The organism is Vibrio sp. 10N.222.51.C5, from assembly GCF_041474575.1.
Classification (GTDB): Bacteria; Pseudomonadota; Gammaproteobacteria; order Enterobacterales; family Vibrionaceae; genus Vibrio; species Vibrio crassostreae_C.
The window spans coordinates 1-19,395 of sequence record NZ_JBFRUJ010000043.1 but is presented as its reverse complement, the minus strand read 5'-3'; the positions used below and the strand labels follow the sequence as shown (position 1 = coordinate 19,395).

Here is a 19,395-nt window from a genome sequence, read left to right as displayed (position 1 = left end):
CGTATTTTAGGACGAGACAGTTCGCACACAAAGAGAAAAACCAAAGCAACTAGAAAACGTAAGCAACACCAACGTTCGCGGCCATGTTGATACCACTTTCAAGTATTGGGCTATTCTCTATATCACCTTCAAGGTTGGTATAACGAACGCCACCAGTTACTCGAACATTTGGCGTAACATGCAGATAGCCACTATTTTGAACCCATTATTCTTCACTACATCTACCTATTTATTGAGCAATTTTTGATAACTTCGCGCATTATATGGTACTCCATTCCAAGAATCAATAGAGCCCAGTTATACATCTAATGCACATAAATCCATTGTGAGTATTGTTAAGCGACCTAAAATCTCAAAACAAACGGCCAGATCCCCTCGAATGTAAAATAATTTGATTCTACGCGCCTCAAGTTGCCTATTGCGCTCGCCACGTTTTTCACACGCAAAATTGTAAATAAATACATAATTGTTAAGCAAAATTGTGGAAGCGGGTCTAACCTTAAAATGTAGGGAGAGCCTATTTTTCAATCGCTCGTCAGTTTTGACTGGTTAACAAGGGGAATGTGACTATGAGTATCTTTGACCACTATCAATCACGTTATGAAGCAGCCAAGGAAGAAGAGCTGACATTGCAGGAGTTCTTAGGGCTGTGTAAAGACGATAAAAGTGCTTACGCTAATGCTGCCGAGCGCTTATTACTAGCCATTGGCGAACCAGAGGTTATTGACACTGCTCAAGACCCTCAACTGAGTCGTATTTTCTCGAACCGTGTCATCTCACGCTACAGCGAATTTAAAGATTTCTACGGTATGGAAGATGCGATTGAACAGATTGTTTCTTACTTAAAACATGCTGCGCAAGGTTTAGAAGAACGTAAACAAATCCTTTACCTACTTGGCCCTGTGGGCGGTGGTAAATCTTCTCTCGCTGAAAAACTCAAAGCCCTGATGCAGAAACTACCAATCTATGTATTGTCTGCTGACGGTGAACGAAGCCCAGTAAACGATCACCCATTCTGTCTATTCGACGTTAACGAAGACGGCGACTTATTGAAGAATGAATATGGCATTGAGAAACGCTATCTTCGCTCAATTATGTCTCCGTGGGCAGCGAAACGTCTGCACGATTTTGGCGGTGATATTTCCAAATTCAAAGTCATCAAACTGCGCCCTTCTATTCTCGATCAAGTTGCGATCGCGAAAACGGAGCCAGGTGATGAAAACAACCAAGATATCTCGTCTCTGGTTGGTAAAGTTGATATTCGTAAACTTGAACACTTCTCTCAAGATGATCCTGATGCCTACAGCTACTCTGGTGCGCTTTGTAAAGCCAACCAAGGTGTGATGGAATTCGTGGAGATGTTCAAAGCGCCAATCAAAGTATTACACCCTCTACTTACGGCAACACAAGAAGGTAACTTCAACGGTACCGAAGGGCTTTCTGCACTGCCATTTGACGGTATGATTCTCGCTCACTCGAACGAATCTGAGTGGCAGACCTTCCGTAACAACAAAAACAACGAAGCATTCCTCGACCGTGTGTACATTGTAAAAGTCCCTTACTGTCTGCGCGTCTCTGAAGAAGTTAAGATCTACAAGAAACTGCTTGAGCACAGTGAGCTATCCCAAGCGCCTTGCTCACCAAGCACACTCGATCTGCTATCGCAATTCAGCATTCTTTCGAGACTAAAAGAGCCTGAAAACTCATCTCTATTCTCTAAGATGCGTGTTTACGATGGTGAGACTCTAAAAGACACCGATCCAAAAGCGAAGAGCTACCAAGAGTACCGAGATTATGCTGGCGTTGACGAAGGCATGTCTGGGCTATCAACGCGTTTCGCCTTTAAGATCCTGTCTCGTGTGTTTAACTTCGACCAAGCCGAAGTGGCCGCGAACCCAGTGCACCTGTTCTACGTTATTGAGCAGCAAATCGAACGGGAGCAGTTCCCTCAAGAGACCGCCGAGAAGTACCTAGAGTTCTTGAAAGGATACCTAGTGCCACGCTACGTAGAGTTCATCGGTAAAGAAATTCAAACCGCTTATCTAGAGTCTTACTCTGAGTACGGTCAGAATATCTTCGACCGCTATGTCACCTACGCAGATTTCTGGATTCAAGACCAAGAGTACCGCGACCCAGAAACAGGCCAACTATTTGACCGTGCTTCTCTGAATGGTGAACTAGAGAAAATCGAGAAGACAGCCGGTATCAGTAACCCTAAAGACTTCCGAAATGAGATTGTGAACTTTGTGCTTCGTGCCAAAGCCAACAATAACGGTCAAAACCCAGTGTGGACGAGCTACGAGAAACTGCGCACTGTGATTGAGAAGAAAATGTTCTCTAACACAGAAGAGCTACTTCCTGTTATTTCGTTCAATGCTAAGACCTCAACGGATGATCAGAAAAAACATGACGACTTCGTTGCTCGTATGATGGAAAAAGGCTACACCGAGAAGCAAGTGAGACTGCTATCTGAGTGGTACCTAAGAGTTCGTAAATCCTCATAACTAAACGGTATTGAGCTGCTCAACTGAGCAGCTCGTATAAACCAATAACTTTTATACCTTAGTAAATCAATAACTCTTATACCCGAATAAAAAGTAGGATCGCGACATCAGCTGAGAGGGAGTTCTTATGGCACAATTTATCGATCGGAGGCTCAATGGCAAAAATAAGAGTGCTGTGAATAGACAGCGTTTCTTACGACGCCATAAAGAGCAAATCAAAGAATCTGTGGCCGATGCAGTTAACCGACGCTCAATCACCAATACAGAAACAGGTGAAGACGTCACTATTCCCCATAAAGACATCAAAGAGCCGAACTTTCACCAAGGTCAAGGCGGCGTAAGAGAGCGCGTTCACCCAGGTAATGATCAGTTCATCACTGGCGATAAAATCGAACGCCCTAAAGGTGGTGGTCAAGGTGGTGGCTCAGGCCAAGGCGACGCAAGCCCTGATGGCGAAGGCCAAGATGAATTTACCTTCCAAATTTCAAAAGATGAGTATCTTGATATTCTCTTTGAAGATTTAGCTCTACCTAATCTAGAGAAAAATCAGGTCAACAAAATCACCGAATGGAAAACTCACCGCTCTGGTTACCAAAGCGCGGGGATTCCATCCAACATCGCTATCGTTCGTTCACTACAGCAATCTCTGGCTCGTAGAACCGCGATGACAGCAGGTAAAAAGCGCGAGCTTAACCTACTGATGGAACAGCTTGACCAAGTTAAAATGACGGAGCCGGCACAACCTTTTGAGGAAGGTCGCCTCAAAGAAGAGATTGCCGAGTTACGTAAAAAGATTGAAAGCGTGCCGTTCATTGACACCTTCGACTTACGTTTTAAAAACTACGAGAAGCGCCCTATTCCATCTAGCCAAGCCGTGATGTTCTGTCTAATGGATGTATCGGGCTCTATGGATCAGGCCACAAAAGATATTGCGAAGCGCTTTTATGTTCTTCTGTATCTGTTCTTAAATCGCACCTACGAAAACGTCGATGTTGTGTTTATTCGTCACCATACTCAGGCTAAAGAGGTCGACGAACATGAGTTTTTCTACTCACAAGAAACGGGTGGTACCATTGTTTCAAGCGCACTGAAACTGATGAAGGAAATTGTCGCAGACCGCTACCCTGCTAATGAGTGGAACATCTATGCAGCACAAGCCTCTGATGGCGATAACTGGGCTGATGACTCTCCTCGCTGTAAAGAGTTACTGGTCAATACGCTTCTGCCAACTTGCCAATATTACTCTTACATCGAAATAACACGCCGCTCTCATCAAACACTTTGGCACGAATACGAAAAACTCGAGAGTAGCTTTGACAACTTCGCCATGAAAAACATTAAAACGGTGGATGATATTTTTCCTGTGTTTAGAGAACTGTTCCAGAAAGAGACAGCGTAAGGGAGTTTGCCATGACAGCGAAATCAAACGTTGCAGAGAAAAACAAAGCTGCAAAAAAGAAAAACGACAAGATGCTGCCTGATGGTCCAGATTGGACGTTCAACCTCTTGGAGAAATACCACGTAGAAATCAAACGTGTTGCGCAGCATTACCGTTTAGATACTTACCCAAACCAGATTGAAGTGATTACTTCAGAACAGATGATGGATGCCTACTCGAGCATTGGTATGCCTATCAATTACAACCACTGGTCTTTTGGTAAGAAATTCATTCAAACCGAGCAAAACTACAAGCATGGCCAAATGGGCTTGGCATACGAAATCGTAATCAACTCCGATCCGTGTATCGCTTACCTGATGGAAGAGAACACGGTCACAATGCAGGCGCTGGTAATGGCTCACGCTTGTTATGGCCACAACTCTTTCTTTAAAGGCAACTACCTGTTCCAAACATGGACCGATGCCAGTTCCATCATCGATTACTTGTTGTTTGCTAAGAAGTACATCAGTGGTTGTGAAGAGAAATATGGTGTTGCTGAAGTCGAGCAGCTCCTTGATTCTTGTCACGCACTGATGAATTACGGCGTAGACCGATACAAACGCCCTGAGAAGATTTCCATTGCAGAAGAGACAGCAAGACAAGAAGAACGCGAAGCTTATCTGCAATCTCAAGTGAATGAGCTATGGCGAACCGTTCCTCAAAATAAAAGTAAGGAAGAAGAGACCAAGATCCGCTTTCCTAGCGAGCCTCAAGAAAACATTCTCTACTTTATCGAGAAGAACGCACCACTGCTTGAACCTTGGCAACGAGAGTGTGTTCGCATCGTTCGCAAAGTGAGCCAATACTTCTACCCTCAAAAACAAACTCAAGTGATGAACGAAGGCTGGGCAACCTTCTGGCATTACACCATTCTTAACCACCTTTACGACGAAGGCTTGGTGAGTGATAAGTTCATCTTAGAATTCCTACACAGCCATACCAGTGTCGTCGCACAACCTGCCTACAACAGTCCTTATTTCAGCGGGATAAACCCTTATGCGCTTGGCTTTGCGATGTTTAGAGACATCCGACGCATCTGTGAAGAGCCAACCGATGAAGATAGAGAGTGGTTCCCTGAGTTAGCCGGAAGTGATTGGTTAGAAGCGGTGCACTTTGCGATGCACAACTTCAAAGATGAAAGTTTCATCAGCCAATACCTTTCTCCAAAAATCATTCGAGACTTTAAGCTGTTCTCTGTACTCGACGACGACCGTAAAAATACCATTGAGGTGAGTGCTATTCATGATGATCCGGGCTATCGCCTGATTCGTGAGAAGCTTGCGGCGCAATACAACCTAAGTAACCTTGAACCAAACATTCAGGTGTTTAATGTCGATGTTCGTGGTGACCGCTCAATGACACTGCAATATGTGCCTCACGACCGCATCCCGCTTGATAAAGGCTACGACGAAGTGATGAAGCATCTCTATCGCTTGTGGGGCTTTGATGTGATTTTGGAAGAGCTCAAAGATACGGGTCATAGAGAGATTCTGACTACTTGTCCAAAACGTAATGATTATGGAGCCAAGATTTAATATCAATCACAGTAAGTCAGTGTTTGGTATAAAACTCCGCTCCCCCTACAACATAGTGGTCACCCGCTCGGAAGTGGAGCAATAAAAAAACGCATAAGTCTGATGACTTATGCGCTTTCTTTTTAAGGCTCAAACGTCTGTAAATGAACGTAAGGCACCAAGCCTAGAACTAGAACTAGAACTAGAACTAGAACTCAATAAGCTTAAACAATCGGCTTTTGACCGCGTTCAATCAGCTTCATCAGCACGCTGTCTGCAGATTTACCTGCCACGCCAGCTAGCTTGTCTGACAGCTTTTTCTTCTGTACATAGTGAATCGCTAGAACCGTCTTGTCTTTGCATGCTTCAACAACTAAGTCATCAGAAGTACGGATCTCATCCACCAGTCCAAGTTCATGTGCTTGTGTACCAAACCAGTGCTCACCCGTTGCAACCTTATCAAGGTCTAGCGCTGGACGATGGTCACGAATGAAGTCTTTGAATAAGCCGTGTGTCTCTTCTAGCTCTTCTTTGAACTTCTCACGTGCTTTATCGCTGTTCTCACCAAACATAGTCAGTGTGCGCTTGTACTCACCCGCAGTTAGCTGTTCAAACTCAATGTCGTGCTTTTTAAGCAGTTTATTGAAGTTTGGTAGTTGAGCAATCACGCCAATAGAACCAACGATAGCAAAAGGTGCTGATACGATTTTGTCTGCGATACATGCCATCATGTAACCACCGCTTGCTGCTACTTTGTCTACCGAGATAATCAAAGGCAGGCCAGCCGCTTTGATACGATCAAGTTGAGAAGACGCCAGACCATAGCCATGAACCATGCCACCGCCAGATTCAAGTTTCAGCAATACTTCATCACCTTCACGAGCCACAGCCAGAACCGCCGTTACCTCTTCACGTAATGAAGCCACTTCTTTCGCATCAATGCTGCCGTTAAAATCAAGAACGAATAGATGTGGTTCACGCTTGCTATCAAGCTCACCCTCTTTCGCTGCTTTCTTCACTTCTTTACCGCGTGATTTTACTTTCTCTTTTTCCGCTTTCTTTTCTGCTTTATCACGGGCTTTGATGAAAGCATCATCGTGTAGATGGTGCTCTAATTGTTCAATCGTCTGTTTATGGTGTTCAGATAGGTTCGTGATTTCCAGCTCACCTTTAATCGCGCTTGATTTTCCACCCACAGATTTAGCAATGACTAAAATTGCAATGATGGCGATTACAACGGTCGCAATCTTGGCTAAAAACAAGCCGTAGTCCAACAAAAATTCCAATGTCATATCCCCTATTGTATGAATTAGTGTATTGTAACCATCTTGTCACGATTACCAAGAATTTCTCATCATTCCTGCGGTTATCTGTGTGATTAAACATCAATGGAATGACGAACATAATAAAAGAAAGAAGGATAAGCACAGTGGATTACCCAATCTCTACAGATGCCCTCAAAGATAAAGTAATTTTGGTTACAGGTGCCGGTGCTGGCATTGGTCGCCAAGCTGCACTAAGCTTCGCTCAACATGGCGCAACTGTCATTCTGTTAGGCCGCAATGTTAAAAACCTAGAATTCATTTACGATGAAATCGAAAGCGCTGGTTACCCGCAGCCTGCAATTATCCCATTGGATTTAAAAGGTGCGACAAAGCAGAACTACGTTGATATGGCTGAAACCATTCAATCACAGTTCGGTCGTTTAGACGGCCTACTTCATAATGCTGGCGTTCTTGGCACTCTGAGCCCGTTTGAGCAGATTGATGAAGAAACCTTTGATGATGTTATGCAGATCAATGTGAAGTCTGAGTTCTTGATGACTCAAGCTCTGCTACCTGCACTTAAGAAAGCAGAAGCGGGTCGTATCGTATTTACCTCTTCAACGGTTGGTCACTCTGGCCGTGCATTCTGGGGCACTTACGCAATTTCTAAGTTTGCTACCGAAGGTATGATGCAAATCCTAGCGGACGAGCTTGAAGACACAAATATCCGTGTTAACGCAATCAACCCAGGTGGCACTCAAACACGTATGCGTGCAAAAGCGTACCCTGGAGAAGATGCGAATAAGCTAAAAACGCCACTCGACATCATACCGCTGTACCTACACTTAATGAACCCAAGTGTGACGGACATTAATGGCCAATGTATCGATGCTCAACCTAAGTAGTTGATATTATAACCAATCGTAAAAAGTCGCTTTAATAGCGGCTTTTTTTGTATCTAAATCAAGCACCTAAAACTTAGTTCCTCTGATTTTCATCATTTTGCTTTGCATCTTTTTCATTGTTAAATATACTGTATAAATATACAGGTATTTAATTATGCATGAACTCATAAAAAACTTACAAGACCGCCAGCTAATCTGGAAAGGGCTAAAATCAACAACGCTAGGAAGTACCACTTCTACAGGCTATCCGCAATTGGATAAACAGCTTGATGGTGGCTTTCCGACACACGGCGTTATTGAAGTTGAATCACAGCAAGGGATCGGTGAACTTCGCCTTCTTACGCCCTATTTAGCTCAGAAAAACTCGCAAAAACTGGCCATATTCATTAACCCGCCAGGGAAGATTTGTGCCGAGTTTTTTAGCAGCCAAGGCATTGAATTAGAGAACATTCTCATTATCCAGCCGCAACGCGAACTCGATGCGTTGTGGGCGGCTGAGCAGTGCCTCAAAAGCGGCGCTTGTCACTCTGTATTGCTATGGGGAGCCGATCTAGAAATACACCAAACCAAGCGCCTACAAGCAGCCAGTGAAACCGGTAAGTGCCTGCAGTTTCACTTTAAAGCCACCAGCCATAATCAACTATCCCTACCCGTTTCTTTAAGCATGAAGCTGTCTTCTCACGCGCAGGGATTAAAGGTTGAAGTGACTAAGAGAAAAGGCAGCTGGTCGTATGGCAGCTTTATTCTAGACATGACACACTACTGGCCGTTACTCACAGAGAAAGCCGTTTATGAAGACAATTCAGACCGCGCTTTGTCTGGTAACACTGTGCTGGCTTTTCCTATTGCGAAGCAAGGCTAACGTATGTTGTGGCTTTATCTGCACTTTCCATCTCTACAGTTGGATACCTTGTTTAACTCTAATGAATTGGGTTCGAACGAAGACTCACGCGAACAACCTATTATCATCGTGGATGAAAAAGATCACCGTGTACTGCAAGCGAACCCAGCTGCGCTGCAATCGGGAATTTCACTTGGTATGGGCTTAGGGTCTGCGGCGGCGCTGTGTCACAACTTACACGTACACCCTTACAGTATTGAACTGGAGAAAAGTAAGCTGAAAGAGATCGCTCAATGGGCGTATCTGGTCACTTCCGACATGGCGTTATTGCCACCTAATGGCTTGTTGATTAAAGCCTCTAACATGCTGTCACTTTACGACGGGCTAGATAACTACTGGCATGAGCTCAAAAGCCACTTAAAAACGCTCAATATCCAGTTCAGCTTCGCTACGGGTTATTCGCCGCTTTCTGCGATCCTTTTGGGTAAGCAAGCGATCAACCAAGCAACAAACAATATTGAGCAGATGAAAATTTGGGTCAATCAACAAGCATTGAATTCCAGTGAGCTACCGACCAAGCAAGTAGAACGCCTGAACCGTGTCGGTATCAATACCGTTGAAGACCTATTAAAGCTGCCTTTGCAAGAGGTCGCACGCCGCTTTGATATCGACTTGGTGAATTATGTCGGTCGCCTTAACGGCCAGTTCAAGCACCCGATTGATTTCTATCACCCACCAGAGAATTTCCAGCAATATTTGGAGCTGCTGTTTGATATTGAAAACATCCTATTCATCGAAAAGCCTTTGCTGAAATTGTTGAATCAGCTCGAGTGCTTTTTGAGGTTACGTGACCGAGTGGCTTTCGAGTTAACTCTGACTTTGCACCTAAGAGATAAAGACGATCACCCTGTCTCTTTTTATTCGGCACAAGGTGATTACCTTGCTGAAAAATGGGCGAACCTTACTCATCTCACCTTAGAGTCACTCAAGCTCACCGCACCGGTTCAAGGACTGACCCTCAGCTTGGTTCGTCATGGAGAACCGCAAATGGCCTACCATGATCTTTTTGATGGTAATACCGGAACACTTGCCGCGTTAGATTTGCTCTCACTACTGCAAGCAAAGCTTGGACAAGCCTGTATTCAAACACCAAAAATACAGCACGACCCAAGGCCAGAAAAGGCCAATCAGTATTCGCTCCCAACACTGAGTAAGTCTGTGACAAAAAGGCAAACACCCCCAGAGAGCGAGCAACAAACCATAGCTCTCAGCGTCGTTCAACAGCGGCTCAGGCCCAGTATTTTACTGCCAGAGCCCGAAGCCTTAACCGAAAGCGTCACCTTATCTCAAGGCCCAGAGCGCATTGTGTCTGGCTGGTGGGACGGAGAGAAGATCATTCGTGACTACTTTATTGCTCACAGCGAAAACGGTCGGTGGCTCTGGATATTTAGAACGCCAGATAAACAGTGGTTTTTGCACGGCTTATTTAGCTAGTCGGTAAGAACGTAAGTCAGCAAGAAACTTTGTTAGCTAGTCTGTTCTACTGATTCAATTTCAGCGTCCCTTTTCAATCATGTTCACTCGCAATGGTTAAGTGAGATTACGTTATGTCTCAGCAATACTCAGAGCTATTTTGCCAAAGCAATTACTCCTTCCTTAAGGGAGCCTCACACGCAGAGGAGCTTGTTTTACAGGCCGATTTCTTGCGTTACAAAGCACTCGCGGTTACTGATGAGTGCTCAGTCGCGGGCATCGTTAAGGTTCACTCTGCGATCAAGCAACATAAACTGTCGCTCAAGCAAATTGTCGGGAGCATGTTTTGGCTAAATGAAGAGTGCCAAGTGGTCTTGATATGCCCAAACAGACAAGCCTACGCCGAGCTGTGCCGTATTATTACCAACGCGAGACGTCGTAGCAGCAAGGGACATTATCAGCTCTCTGAGTGGGACATCATGTCAGCTAAGCACTGCTTTATTCTTTGGCTTCCTCAACAGAAAAATGAAGACGCACACTGGGGGCAATGGCTCTCCCAGCATCATTCAGGTCGGTTGTGGATTGGCTTACAAAGACACCTAAAGCAAACCGACCAGCAGTACACAGATTACTGCGTTGAGCTGTCACAACATCACCAACTGCCGATTACAGCTTGTGGTGGTGTGTTGATGCACAATGCGAATCGCTTACCCTTGCAGCACTCACTCACTGCGATAAAGTACCAAAAGCCCATTACCGAAGTGGGCAGTCACTTACTCGCTAATGCCGAGCGCTGTTTACGGAGTATCAATAAGCTCTCTCATATCTTCAAAGCGGAGTGGCTAGAAGAGAGCAACCGTATCGCTGAGCTGTGTGAGTTTGATTTAGATAGCTTACGCTACGAATATCCCAGTGAGCTGATTCCTCAAGGTGAGACGCCCATGAGTTATCTGCGCATGTTGGTCGAAAAAGGAAAACAGACTCGCTTCCCACAAGGTGTACCTAACGACATCCAACAAATCATAGATAAAGAATTGGGATTAATTGACGAGCTTGACTACCCTTTCTTTTTTCTCACCATTCATGACATCGTGATGTTTGCCAAAAGCCAAGGCATTCTTTACCAAGGTCGAGGTTCAGCGGCCAATTCCGTGGTCTGTTACTGCTTAGAAATCACCTCTGTCGACCCAAGACAGATCTCGGTGCTGTTTGAGCGTTTCATCAGTAAAGAGCGCGATGAGCCGCCTGATATTGATGTCGATTTTGAACACGAACGTCGTGAAGAAGTTATCCAATACATCTACCAAAAATACGGTAGAGAACGGGCTGCACTTGCTGCAACTGTGATTTCATATCGCTTTAAAAGTGCGGTAAGAGATGTCGGTAAAGCATTAGGGCTACAAGAAACTCAGCTCGACTACTTCATCAAGAACACAAACCGCAGGGACAAAAGCTTAGGTTGGCAGGCTCAGCTCACTCAATTAGGGCTACAACCTGATTCTTTGAAGGGGCAGCAGTTTATCCACTTGGTGAATGAGATTATCGGCTTCCCACGTCACTTATCTCAACATGTCGGTGGCTTTGTCATATCCTCAGGGCCTTTGTATGAGCTGGTTCCCGTCGAAAATGCAGCGATGCACGATCGAACCATTATCCAATGGGATAAGGATGATCTAGAAACCTTAGGCTTGCTGAAAGTTGATGTGCTCGCGTTGGGTATGCTCTCTGCGATTCGTAAATGTTTCGACCTGATCAAACGTATTCACGGGCGATCACTGACCATTGCTGAGATCACTCGCCTTAAGGACGATCCTCAGGTTTACGGCATGATTCAGCGAGCAGACACAGTCGGGATATTCCAAATTGAGTCACGCGCACAAATGAGCATGCTGCCAAGGCTTAAACCGAAGACTTATTACGACTTGGTGATTCAAATCGCTATCGTACGCCCAGGCCCTATTCAGGGTGATATGGTGCATCCGTTTCTCAAGCGTCGAGATGGCATTGAGCCAATCAGTTATCCATCTAAAGACGTGGAATCAGTACTGTCGCGCACCTTAGGTGTACCGATATTCCAAGAGCAAGTGATCAAACTCGCGATGGTCGCTGCAGGGTTCACAGGCGGAGAAGCAGATCAACTCAGACGGGCAATGGCCGCTTGGAAGAAAAATGGCAACGTCTTTAAGTTTAAAAACAAACTCATCGAAGGAATGCAAAAGCGCGGCTATGAGACAGAGTTTGCTGAGCAGATCTTTAAACAGATATGCGGCTTTGGCGAGTACGGTTTTCCTGAAAGCCACTCCGCTTCGTTTGCGGTGTTAGCGTATTGCTCCGCTTGGTTGAAATGCTACTACCCAGAGTGCTTCTACGCTTCTCTGTTGAATAGCCAACCGATGGGGTTTTATAGCCCTTCACAGTTGGTACAAGACGCACAACGACACAATGTGGTGATACTTCCGGTATGTGTGAACGCTTCTCAAAACGACCACACGGTTGCCCCTCATCAGAACGGTCTAGCGATTCGCTTAGGGCTGCGACAAATCAAAGGATTCAGCGAGCATGGAATTCAAAGCGTGCTCGCCAATCGTCCACCATCCGGTTATCGCCACCCTAGTCAGGTGAAACAGTTATCGATGAATAAGAAAGATATCGAGCTACTGGCATCGGCCAATGCGCTACATAACGTTTCTGGAGACCGCTTCCAGACTCGCTGGGTGATCATGGACTCGGCGTCGGATTTACCTCTGTTTAGCCAAGTCTATGACGATGCTGAGGCAGGACATGACGAACATGTACTGCACAAGCCCAATGAGATGCAAGATCTACTCGAAGACTTCACCAGTGTCGGAATTTCATTGAACAAGCACCCCATCACTTTGCTCGAAGAAGCAGGACGATTAGGTCGATTCACACACATGAAAGATTTAATACAACAAAGACACAAATCTATGGTCACCGTTGTCGGATTAGTCACAGGCAAACAATCTCCCGGAACCGCGACAGGTGTCACCTTTGTCACGCTAGAAGATAGCACTGGCAATATTAATGTCGTGGTATGGGGAGCAACCGCGCGCGCTCAACAACAAGCTTATCTCACAGCCAAGGCGTTAAAAGTACAAGGGATATTAGAAAAAGAAGGAGAAGTTGTGCATGTTATCGCGGGGAAACTTATCGATATTACCGATGAAATTGTTGGTTTGAAAACCAAATCTCGGGATTTTCATTAGCGAAGTAGCAATTGTCCTCAATCGGTCCTTGGCTAAAGAAACGAAAGAAAGAGCAACGAAAAAGGGAAGCATCCGCTTCCCTTCAATTCCAATTGTTGAGTTATGACTCAACTTCAGCTTCCGTACGTCTTTTCTTAAATTCCCTATACAGTAATAAGCTCAAAGTCATGACGACTTTAGACGTTAACCATATCATTAAGAGGAACTACCTTAGATTGTGTGTGAAAAATCACGCTAGTAGTTGAGCATATTTCGTTAAGAAAAATATGCTGCGTGAATATTAGCAAGCGTTTTCTATAAGGTCACTCAAAACAAACCGTACAGCAGCATTAATTATAAAATCTGACGCATTCGCTCTTGAGTCACTTCAACCAAGAGGTCTGGCTGGAACTTAGAAATAAAGCGGTTACACCCTACTTTCTCAACCATAGCTTCATTAAAACTTCCACTTAATGAAGTATTTAGCGTGATGAATAGGTCATGCATTCTTGGGTCAGTACGTACTTCGTGTGTCAGCTTGTAGCCGTCCATTTCAGGCATTTCAGCATCGGTGATCATCAACAATATTTCTTGATTGATGTCTTTGCCTTCATCACACCAGCCCTTAAGTAAGGTCAGTGCTTCTAAGCCATCACAACACTCAATAATGTTCAAACCCAACTGCGACAAGGTGCCTTTGATCTGGTTACGCGCTGTTGAAGAGTCATCAACGATAAGCACATTGCGTCCTATCATCTCCTGAGCTAATTGTTCATCTAAAACGCCTTCAGAGATCGAGACATCGTAATCAATGATCTCAGCCAACACTTTCTCAACATCGATGATCTCGACGATCTTGTTCTGCTCTTCTTCTTGAATATGCGTGATAGCGGTTAGGTAATTTGCACGGCCTGTTGTCTTTGGCGGCGGCTGGATTTCTGTCCATGTCGTGTTCACGATATTACGAACTTGCCCAACCAAGAAACCTTGTACGGTTCGGTTGTATTCCGTAATAATCAGGTTGCTCTCTTGAGACTCCGCACGAGATGGCGGAAAGCCAATGGCACTGCGTAAATCGATAACAGGCACCGATTCACCACGTAAAGACGCAACACCCGTAATATGATGATGAGAGCCCGGTAAGCGAGTGAGTACTGGCACTTTGAGGACTTCTTTCACTTTAAATACGTTAATCGCAAATAGTTGACGACTATTTAAGCTGAATAACAAGAGTTCCAGACGGTTTTCACCGACCAGTTTGGTTCTCTGATCAACCGAATTTAAAACGCCAGACATACAACACCTTAGTGACAAATAATAACTGTGGCTACAATAGCCTACTTCAATAGGTTAAAGCAAAGCGCCAATGCACAGAATGCTTAAACTAAGTACAACAAATGATGTTATACAAAGCTTAAGTACATGGAAAGGTTCAGGGTAAGGCTACAAGACGAGAAAAAGGGGTTAACCTTCAATAACTTTCATTAACAGTTGGCCATCGTATAAGGCCTGCTTGATGAGCGCAGCTCCTGGCATGGTTGCCTGCTTATAAAAACGAGATTCCACCAGCTCTAAGTCTTTATGGTAAACCGATAGACTCTGCTCTTCGATACACTTTTGAATCGCCGGGTATAACACGCTCTTCGCCTGATTGATAACACCACCCACCAAGATTTTCTCTGGGTTAAATAGGTTAATCACAATCGCAATCGCAGAACCTAGATAACGACCTAACTGTTCAATCACTTCAACAGCCAGCGGATCCCCATCAGCAGCGGCAGCACAGATCTGTTCAATAGTGACGTCTTCAAACACCGTTAGCGTTGATTCTTCACCATTTGCCAATCGCTCTTTGACTTGCTCACGGATTGCCTGAGAACTCGCCACCGTTTCTAAACAGCCTCGATTTCCACAGTGGCAAAGCTTGCCTTCCTTATCGATCTGGATATGCCCCAACTCACCGATGTTACCGTGACGCCCTTGCAGAACGCGACCATCAAGAATGATCCCGGCACCTAAACCGTGGTGAATCGAGATAAGAACAGAGTTGTCGTTGTCTTGTGAGTTACCAAACAGCTTTTCTGCTAATGCCCACGCTCGGGTATCATTGGCAATAAAAACTGGCAAACCGGTTTCTTTGTAGATCTCCGGCCCCAACGCTAAGTTTTCAACGTTATAGTGCGGCATCTGCAACACAATACCTTGCTCTGAATTCACCAGACCTGGCAGTGTGATAGCGATACTCGTCACCCTGTCGAGTTGCTCGGCATAGGTTTGGAAGAACTCATCGATTTCATGGAGAAGACGCGCAAGCACATCGTCTTGATCACGTTCATGGATATCAATCTTGGTATCGATAAGCACGTCGCCGCCCAATTCATGGAGCGCGATCGTCAAGTATCCGCGACCAAGACGCATCGACAAAAATTGCCAACCTTCGTTATTGGTTTGCAGACCGACAGCAGGACGGCCACGAGTCGTGGCTTCTTGAACCGTCGTTTCGTGAATAAGGTGAGCTTCAATGAGTTCACGGGTAATTTTAGTAATACTCGCCGGAGCCAACTCACTTTGCTTGGACAGATCGATACGAGAAATAGGACCTTTAAGGTCAATTAGTTTATATACACGACCAGCATTGACCTGTTTGATATGATCAATATGGCCCGGTTGAGCCATGTACATTTTACGCTCCAGAAATCATCAACGAGGTAATTTTTTTACTTTGCGAAGTAATTGTGAAGTCACTTGGTATATCGCCGTGACCAGTATCACGTATATACATGAATCTTTGTGTATCGAGTCAAATAGTTCGAGGGAAATTAACACCCACATCGATAATTTGCGACTTAATTTTCAGAATAAAACATCGCATTTGAGCCCTGAATTCAATAATTAAAGGCAAATCAAGAAATATCCTCCTAGCTCCCAATAAATTATCAATTAATGCATATACTTAATTCAGTCTTTTAAAAGATTACTTGGCCTCACTCTAGGAGTATTCATGACAGCCGAATTAAGAAAAACGAAAATCGTCACAACGCTAGGCCCTTCTACTGATAAAGGTAACGTGCTTGAAGAGATCATCAAAGCCGGTGCCAATATTGTTCGTATGAACTTCTCTCACGGCACCAGCGACGACCATATACAACGCGCAGAAAAAGTCAGAGCAATAGCAAAAAGACACGGTACTCAAATCGCCATTCTCGGAGACTTACAAGGTCCCAAGATTCGTGTGTCGACATTCAAAGATGGCAAAATCCAACTTGCCGTAGGCGACCTGTTCACTCTCGATAGCAGCCTAGGTTTAGGTGAAGGCAATCAAGAAGCCGTTGGCCTTGATTACAAAGAACTGCCTAACGACGTATCCGCCGGCGATATACTGTTGCTTGACGATGGTCGTGTTCAACTCAAAGTAACCAAAGTGGAAGGCTGTCGCGTTCATACCGAAGTCATCATTGGCGGCCCACTCTCAAATAACAAAGGCATCAACAAAAAAGGGGGTGGCCTTTCCGCAGAAGCGCTAACAGAAAAAGACAAGCGCGACATCGTCACCGCCGCACAAATCAAAGTGGATTACCTAGCGGTGTCTTTCCCTCGTAATGGTGAAGACATGCACTATGCTCGTCAGCTTGCACGAGAAGCCGGCTTAGAAGCTCACCTCGTCGCAAAAGTGGAGCGAGCAGAGACAGTAGCTACAGTTGAGAACATGGATGACATCATAATGGCCTCAGATGTGGTCATGGTGGCTCGTGGTGACCTCGGAGTGGAAATTGGCGACCCTGAGTTAGTCGGAGTACAAAAACAGCTTATACGCCGTGCCAGAGCGCTTAACCGAACTGTCATCACCGCAACTCAGATGATGGAATCAATGATTTCTGCGCCAATGCCAACCCGTGCCGAAGTTATGGATGTTGCCAACGCCGTACTCGATGGCACCGATGCTGTGATGCTGTCTGGTGAAACTGCAGCTGGTGACTACCCAGTCGAGACCGTAAAATCGATGGCTGAAGTCTGTATTGGTGCGGAAAAAATGGCAGGCATTAATAACCAATCCAATTACCGTATTGACCGCACCTTTGTTACTGCCGAAGAAACCGTTTCGATGGCGACCATCTACTCTGCAAACCATATGGAAGGCATTAAAGGCGTTGTCACTCTCACCGAGTCAGGCCGCACCGCATTGATGATGTCTCGCCTGAGTGCCGACATGCCGATCTACGCGCTGTCTCGTAACGAAGGAACGCTTAATCGCTGTACCTTATACCGAGGTGTGACACCAATCTACTTCGAGACAGAAGCCGAAGACAGCTTTGACATTGCACTATCTACACTCACTTGCTTGAAAGAGAAAGGACACCTTAAGTTTGGTGACCTAGTGATCGTCACTCAAGGCGACATTATGGATGTAGCAGGGTCAACCAACTGTATGAGAATCTTGCCTGTCACCTAATATTTGACCTTAAGGCGAAACGATTCGCCTAATCTCAAAAACTTAAAAGGGTTATCGAACCAAGTTCAATAACCCTTTTTCATTTCAGAACACGACTCACTAAAATCTGCTTAAACAGCATAACGAGCTCACAGCATGCTAGCTCATCAACTTCGGGAATTAGTTACCCGCAGCAATGGTGGCTAACTGTGGCATATGCGAGTTGCGAGCGTTTTCCGTTGAGGTATAGGTCTCCACAAATCGGTAACCGGCTTCTAAACCCAATTCGTAATCATGCAGTAAATCATCTTTATGACTCATTAATGAGCTCGATTTAAGCGTTTGACTAGGTGCTATCTGAACCACAAACGCGTCGTCTGGTGGCGAATTCAAAAAATCCTGAGTCAATGAGTAGGTCTGATAATGCACCATCAGCATGTCAGCCAACCCTGAATCAAACTTATCTCCGATTAAATGACTTAAGCGATAAATATCATCTGCACCAAATAGCCAGCGACCACCGTTCAGCAGGTCTAAATGCCCACGGTCACGCTTCTGCTCTTTTGAGCGCATAATTTGTTGTTGGAAGAAAGAGGTCCAGTCGGTTTTCCACTGTTCCACTTTCTGTTGCCAATGGCCTTGAACACTGTCGAAAGATTCGCGGAACCACTCCAGTTCTTCTGCAGATATAGGTTTAGGCGCTTTGACTGAAGATCCCTTAACTGGTGCTTCAACCAAATGGGTATTACCTTCCTCCACCACTGGCTCAGTACGAATCACCACAATAGAACGAGCTTGTCTTCGCCACGCTTCCTGAACTGGGATACACGCCGATACACCACCGTCCACATAAGCACTGTCACCAATAAAGACTTCGTCATTGTACAAGCGAGGAATAGCACAGGTCGCAATCATCACCTTGTACCAATCTTCGCCCAATAATGGGAAGTAGTGGTCTCGTAAGTCTTTGGAATCCGTTACAGCCGCATAGAAGTGGCGATCGCCTAGCGTTTGTCGCCCTAAATCCAGATCGAGCTTATATGGGTAAGCCATGATTTGTTCTAGCGCCCATTCTAATCCTAGGTTCTTTCTGTGTCGTATATAGGAAAAGAGATTGAAGAACTCTGGTGAGGTTGTGAGGTCGAGAACAAAAGAACGTCCAAGGCCTTTATCACGGCACAGATAAGCACATAAGTTGAGAGCACCTGCTGAGGTACCAAAAAATTCGTCGAAGGGGTCAAAATTTGAGAGAAGAAAGGCATCCAGCACTCCAGAAGTAAAAATACTTCTCTGTCCGCCACCTTGAGCGACCAGTGCTGTTTTTCCAGCAATAAACTTAGCGTAATAATCCAAGTCTATTGCTGTATCAATATTGGTTATAATCCCACTATTCATTATTCCCTGAGTATCAAAACTCAGCCTCGCAATAGATGGTATTAACTACCAATCGCAATAAAGCCAAATGAAAGAATGATCATGTAGATAAACACAGTAATTTGTAGGGCATTTTTCAGATTATGGTCCATAGACACCTCTGGTTTATTATTAATTTGTCGAGTCTCTATTTAAGTACTATCAGGTGTGTGAAGTATCTTCAAGAATCGTCGAAATTAGTCTCACAATATTGATGTAACCATCACAATTAGTAAGTGTATGGATAAGGATATACTCATGAATAACAAAGCAAATATGATGGCACTGATTACGCTTCTCTCCGTTTCAAGCGCGTATGCTTCGCCGGAGATCATCATTACACCTATGGTAGGTTATACCGGCGGTGGCAGTGTCGAAGACCAGGACGGGCTTTGTTTCCTAATTGG

At 44.9% G+C, this 19,395-nt stretch carries 13 protein-coding genes and 2 pseudogenes; 9 read left to right on the top strand and 6 right to left on the bottom strand.

Annotated elements, in window-relative coordinates; genetic code table 11:
* Positions 1 to 49: 49 nt before the first annotated feature.
* Positions 50 to 190 (bottom strand): annotated as a pseudogene (locus AB4558_RS13790) (MipA/OmpV family protein); the annotation flags it as partial.
* A gap of 379 nt (positions 191 to 569) precedes the next feature.
* Between AB4558_RS13790 and AB4558_RS13785 the strand changes: the two are divergent.
* The 3 genes from AB4558_RS13785 to AB4558_RS13775 all read left to right on the top strand — a co-directional run bounded on the left by AB4558_RS13785 (position 570) and on the right by AB4558_RS13775 (position 5,477).
* Positions 570 to 2,504 (top strand): PrkA family serine protein kinase, encoded by a 1,935-nt coding sequence (locus AB4558_RS13785; protein WP_017062132.1) that lies wholly within the window; start codon positions 570 to 572, stop codon positions 2,502 to 2,504.
* A 127-nt stretch (positions 2,505 to 2,631) separates the two neighbouring features.
* The gene (locus AB4558_RS13780; RefSeq protein ID WP_017062133.1) at positions 2,632 to 3,903 is read left to right on the top strand and encodes a YeaH/YhbH family protein; all 1,272 of its coding nucleotides are present in this window, start codon (positions 2,632 to 2,634) and stop codon (positions 3,901 to 3,903) included.
* An 11-nt stretch (positions 3,904 to 3,914) separates the two neighbouring features.
* Entirely contained in the window at positions 3,915 to 5,477 is a 1,563-nt protein-coding gene (locus tag AB4558_RS13775; RefSeq protein ID WP_017062134.1) for a SpoVR family protein, read from the top strand.
* 203 nt (positions 5,478 to 5,680) lie between these two features.
* Here AB4558_RS13775 and sohB read toward each other — a convergent pair whose 3' ends face one another.
* The gene (sohB, locus tag AB4558_RS13770; RefSeq protein ID WP_065583981.1) at positions 5,681 to 6,748 is read right to left on the bottom strand and encodes a protease SohB; all 1,068 of its coding nucleotides are present in this window, start codon (positions 6,746 to 6,748) and stop codon (positions 5,681 to 5,683) included.
* Positions 6,749 to 6,885: 137 nt separating this feature from the next.
* Here sohB and AB4558_RS13765 point away from each other — a divergent pair, with 137 nt between their 5' ends.
* From AB4558_RS13765 to AB4558_RS13750, 4 genes are all read left to right on the top strand, one after another.
* Positions 6,886 to 7,626, top strand: a complete 741-nt coding sequence (locus AB4558_RS13765; RefSeq protein WP_017062135.1) for a YciK family oxidoreductase — start codon at positions 6,886 to 6,888, stop codon at positions 7,624 to 7,626.
* A gap of 154 nt (positions 7,627 to 7,780) precedes the next feature.
* Positions 7,781 to 8,488, top strand: a complete 708-nt coding sequence (imuA, locus tag AB4558_RS13760) for a translesion DNA synthesis-associated protein ImuA (RefSeq protein WP_372158871.1) — start codon at positions 7,781 to 7,783, stop codon at positions 8,486 to 8,488.
* Between the two features lie 3 nt (positions 8,489 to 8,491).
* The gene (locus AB4558_RS13755; protein ID WP_372158870.1) at positions 8,492 to 9,961 is read left to right on the top strand and encodes a DNA polymerase Y family protein; all 1,470 of its coding nucleotides are present in this window, start codon (positions 8,492 to 8,494) and stop codon (positions 9,959 to 9,961) included.
* 113 nt (positions 9,962 to 10,074) lie between these two features.
* The gene (locus tag AB4558_RS13750; RefSeq protein WP_372158869.1) at positions 10,075 to 13,167 is read left to right on the top strand and encodes an error-prone DNA polymerase; all 3,093 of its coding nucleotides are present in this window, start codon (positions 10,075 to 10,077) and stop codon (positions 13,165 to 13,167) included.
* 333 nt (positions 13,168 to 13,500) lie between these two features.
* Here AB4558_RS13750 and AB4558_RS13745 read toward each other — a convergent pair whose 3' ends face one another.
* Together AB4558_RS13745 and AB4558_RS13740 are read right to left on the bottom strand one after the other, a co-directional pair.
* Complete coding sequence (locus AB4558_RS13745) at positions 13,501 to 14,442, bottom strand: chemotaxis protein CheV (protein ID WP_136973550.1); 942 nt, start codon at positions 14,440 to 14,442, stop codon at positions 13,501 to 13,503.
* A gap of 168 nt (positions 14,443 to 14,610) precedes the next feature.
* Entirely contained in the window at positions 14,611 to 15,828 is a 1,218-nt protein-coding gene (locus tag AB4558_RS13740; RefSeq protein WP_048607464.1) for an ROK family protein, read from the bottom strand.
* Positions 15,829 to 16,147: 319 nt separating this feature from the next.
* Here AB4558_RS13740 and pyk point away from each other — a divergent pair, with 319 nt between their 5' ends.
* Positions 16,148 to 17,596 (top strand): pyruvate kinase, encoded by a 1,449-nt coding sequence (gene pyk / locus AB4558_RS13735; RefSeq protein WP_017062141.1) that lies wholly within the window; start codon positions 16,148 to 16,150, stop codon positions 17,594 to 17,596.
* Between the two features lie 159 nt (positions 17,597 to 17,755).
* On the opposite strand, the gene AB4558_RS13730 is transcribed toward pyk, so the two are convergent.
* Both AB4558_RS13730 and AB4558_RS13725 read right to left on the bottom strand, forming a co-directional pair.
* Complete coding sequence (locus AB4558_RS13730) at positions 17,756 to 18,970, bottom strand: patatin family protein (RefSeq protein WP_017063485.1); 1,215 nt, start codon at positions 18,968 to 18,970, stop codon at positions 17,756 to 17,758.
* Between the two features lie 41 nt (positions 18,971 to 19,011).
* Complete coding sequence (locus tag AB4558_RS13725) at positions 19,012 to 19,101, bottom strand: YnhF family membrane protein (protein ID WP_100214626.1); 90 nt, start codon at positions 19,099 to 19,101, stop codon at positions 19,012 to 19,014.
* A gap of 145 nt (positions 19,102 to 19,246) precedes the next feature.
* Between AB4558_RS13725 and AB4558_RS13720 the strand changes: the two are divergent.
* Positions 19,247 to 19,395 (top strand): annotated as a pseudogene (locus AB4558_RS13720) (porin family protein); the annotation flags it as partial.

What these genes read in the sequence shown, in the direction of transcription:
- AB4558_RS13725 (WP_100214626.1), bottom strand. Translation starts at nt 19,101, where the DNA reads ATGGACCATAATCTGAAAAATGCCCTACAAATTACTGTGTTTATCTAC.
- AB4558_RS13775 (WP_017062134.1), top strand. Translation starts at nt 3,915, where the DNA reads ATGACAGCGAAATCAAACGTTGCAGAGAAAAACAAAGCTGCAAAAAAG.
- AB4558_RS13730 (WP_017063485.1), bottom strand. Translation starts at nt 18,970, where the DNA reads ATGAATAGTGGGATTATAACCAATATTGATACAGCAATAGACTTGGAT.
- AB4558_RS13745 (WP_136973550.1), bottom strand. Translation starts at nt 14,442, where the DNA reads ATGTCTGGCGTTTTAAATTCGGTTGATCAGAGAACCAAACTGGTCGGT.
- sohB (WP_065583981.1), bottom strand. Translation starts at nt 6,748, where the DNA reads ATGACATTGGAATTTTTGTTGGACTACGGCTTGTTTTTAGCCAAGATT.
- AB4558_RS13740 (WP_048607464.1), bottom strand. Translation starts at nt 15,828, where the DNA reads ATGTACATGGCTCAACCGGGCCATATTGATCATATCAAACAGGTCAAT.
- imuA (WP_372158871.1), top strand. Translation starts at nt 7,781, where the DNA reads ATGCATGAACTCATAAAAAACTTACAAGACCGCCAGCTAATCTGGAAA.
- AB4558_RS13785 (WP_017062132.1), top strand. Translation starts at nt 570, where the DNA reads ATGAGTATCTTTGACCACTATCAATCACGTTATGAAGCAGCCAAGGAA.
- AB4558_RS13750 (WP_372158869.1), top strand. Translation starts at nt 10,075, where the DNA reads ATGTCTCAGCAATACTCAGAGCTATTTTGCCAAAGCAATTACTCCTTC.
- AB4558_RS13755 (WP_372158870.1), top strand. Translation starts at nt 8,492, where the DNA reads ATGTTGTGGCTTTATCTGCACTTTCCATCTCTACAGTTGGATACCTTG.
- AB4558_RS13780 (WP_017062133.1), top strand. Translation starts at nt 2,632, where the DNA reads ATGGCACAATTTATCGATCGGAGGCTCAATGGCAAAAATAAGAGTGCT.
- pyk (WP_017062141.1), top strand. Translation starts at nt 16,148, where the DNA reads ATGACAGCCGAATTAAGAAAAACGAAAATCGTCACAACGCTAGGCCCT.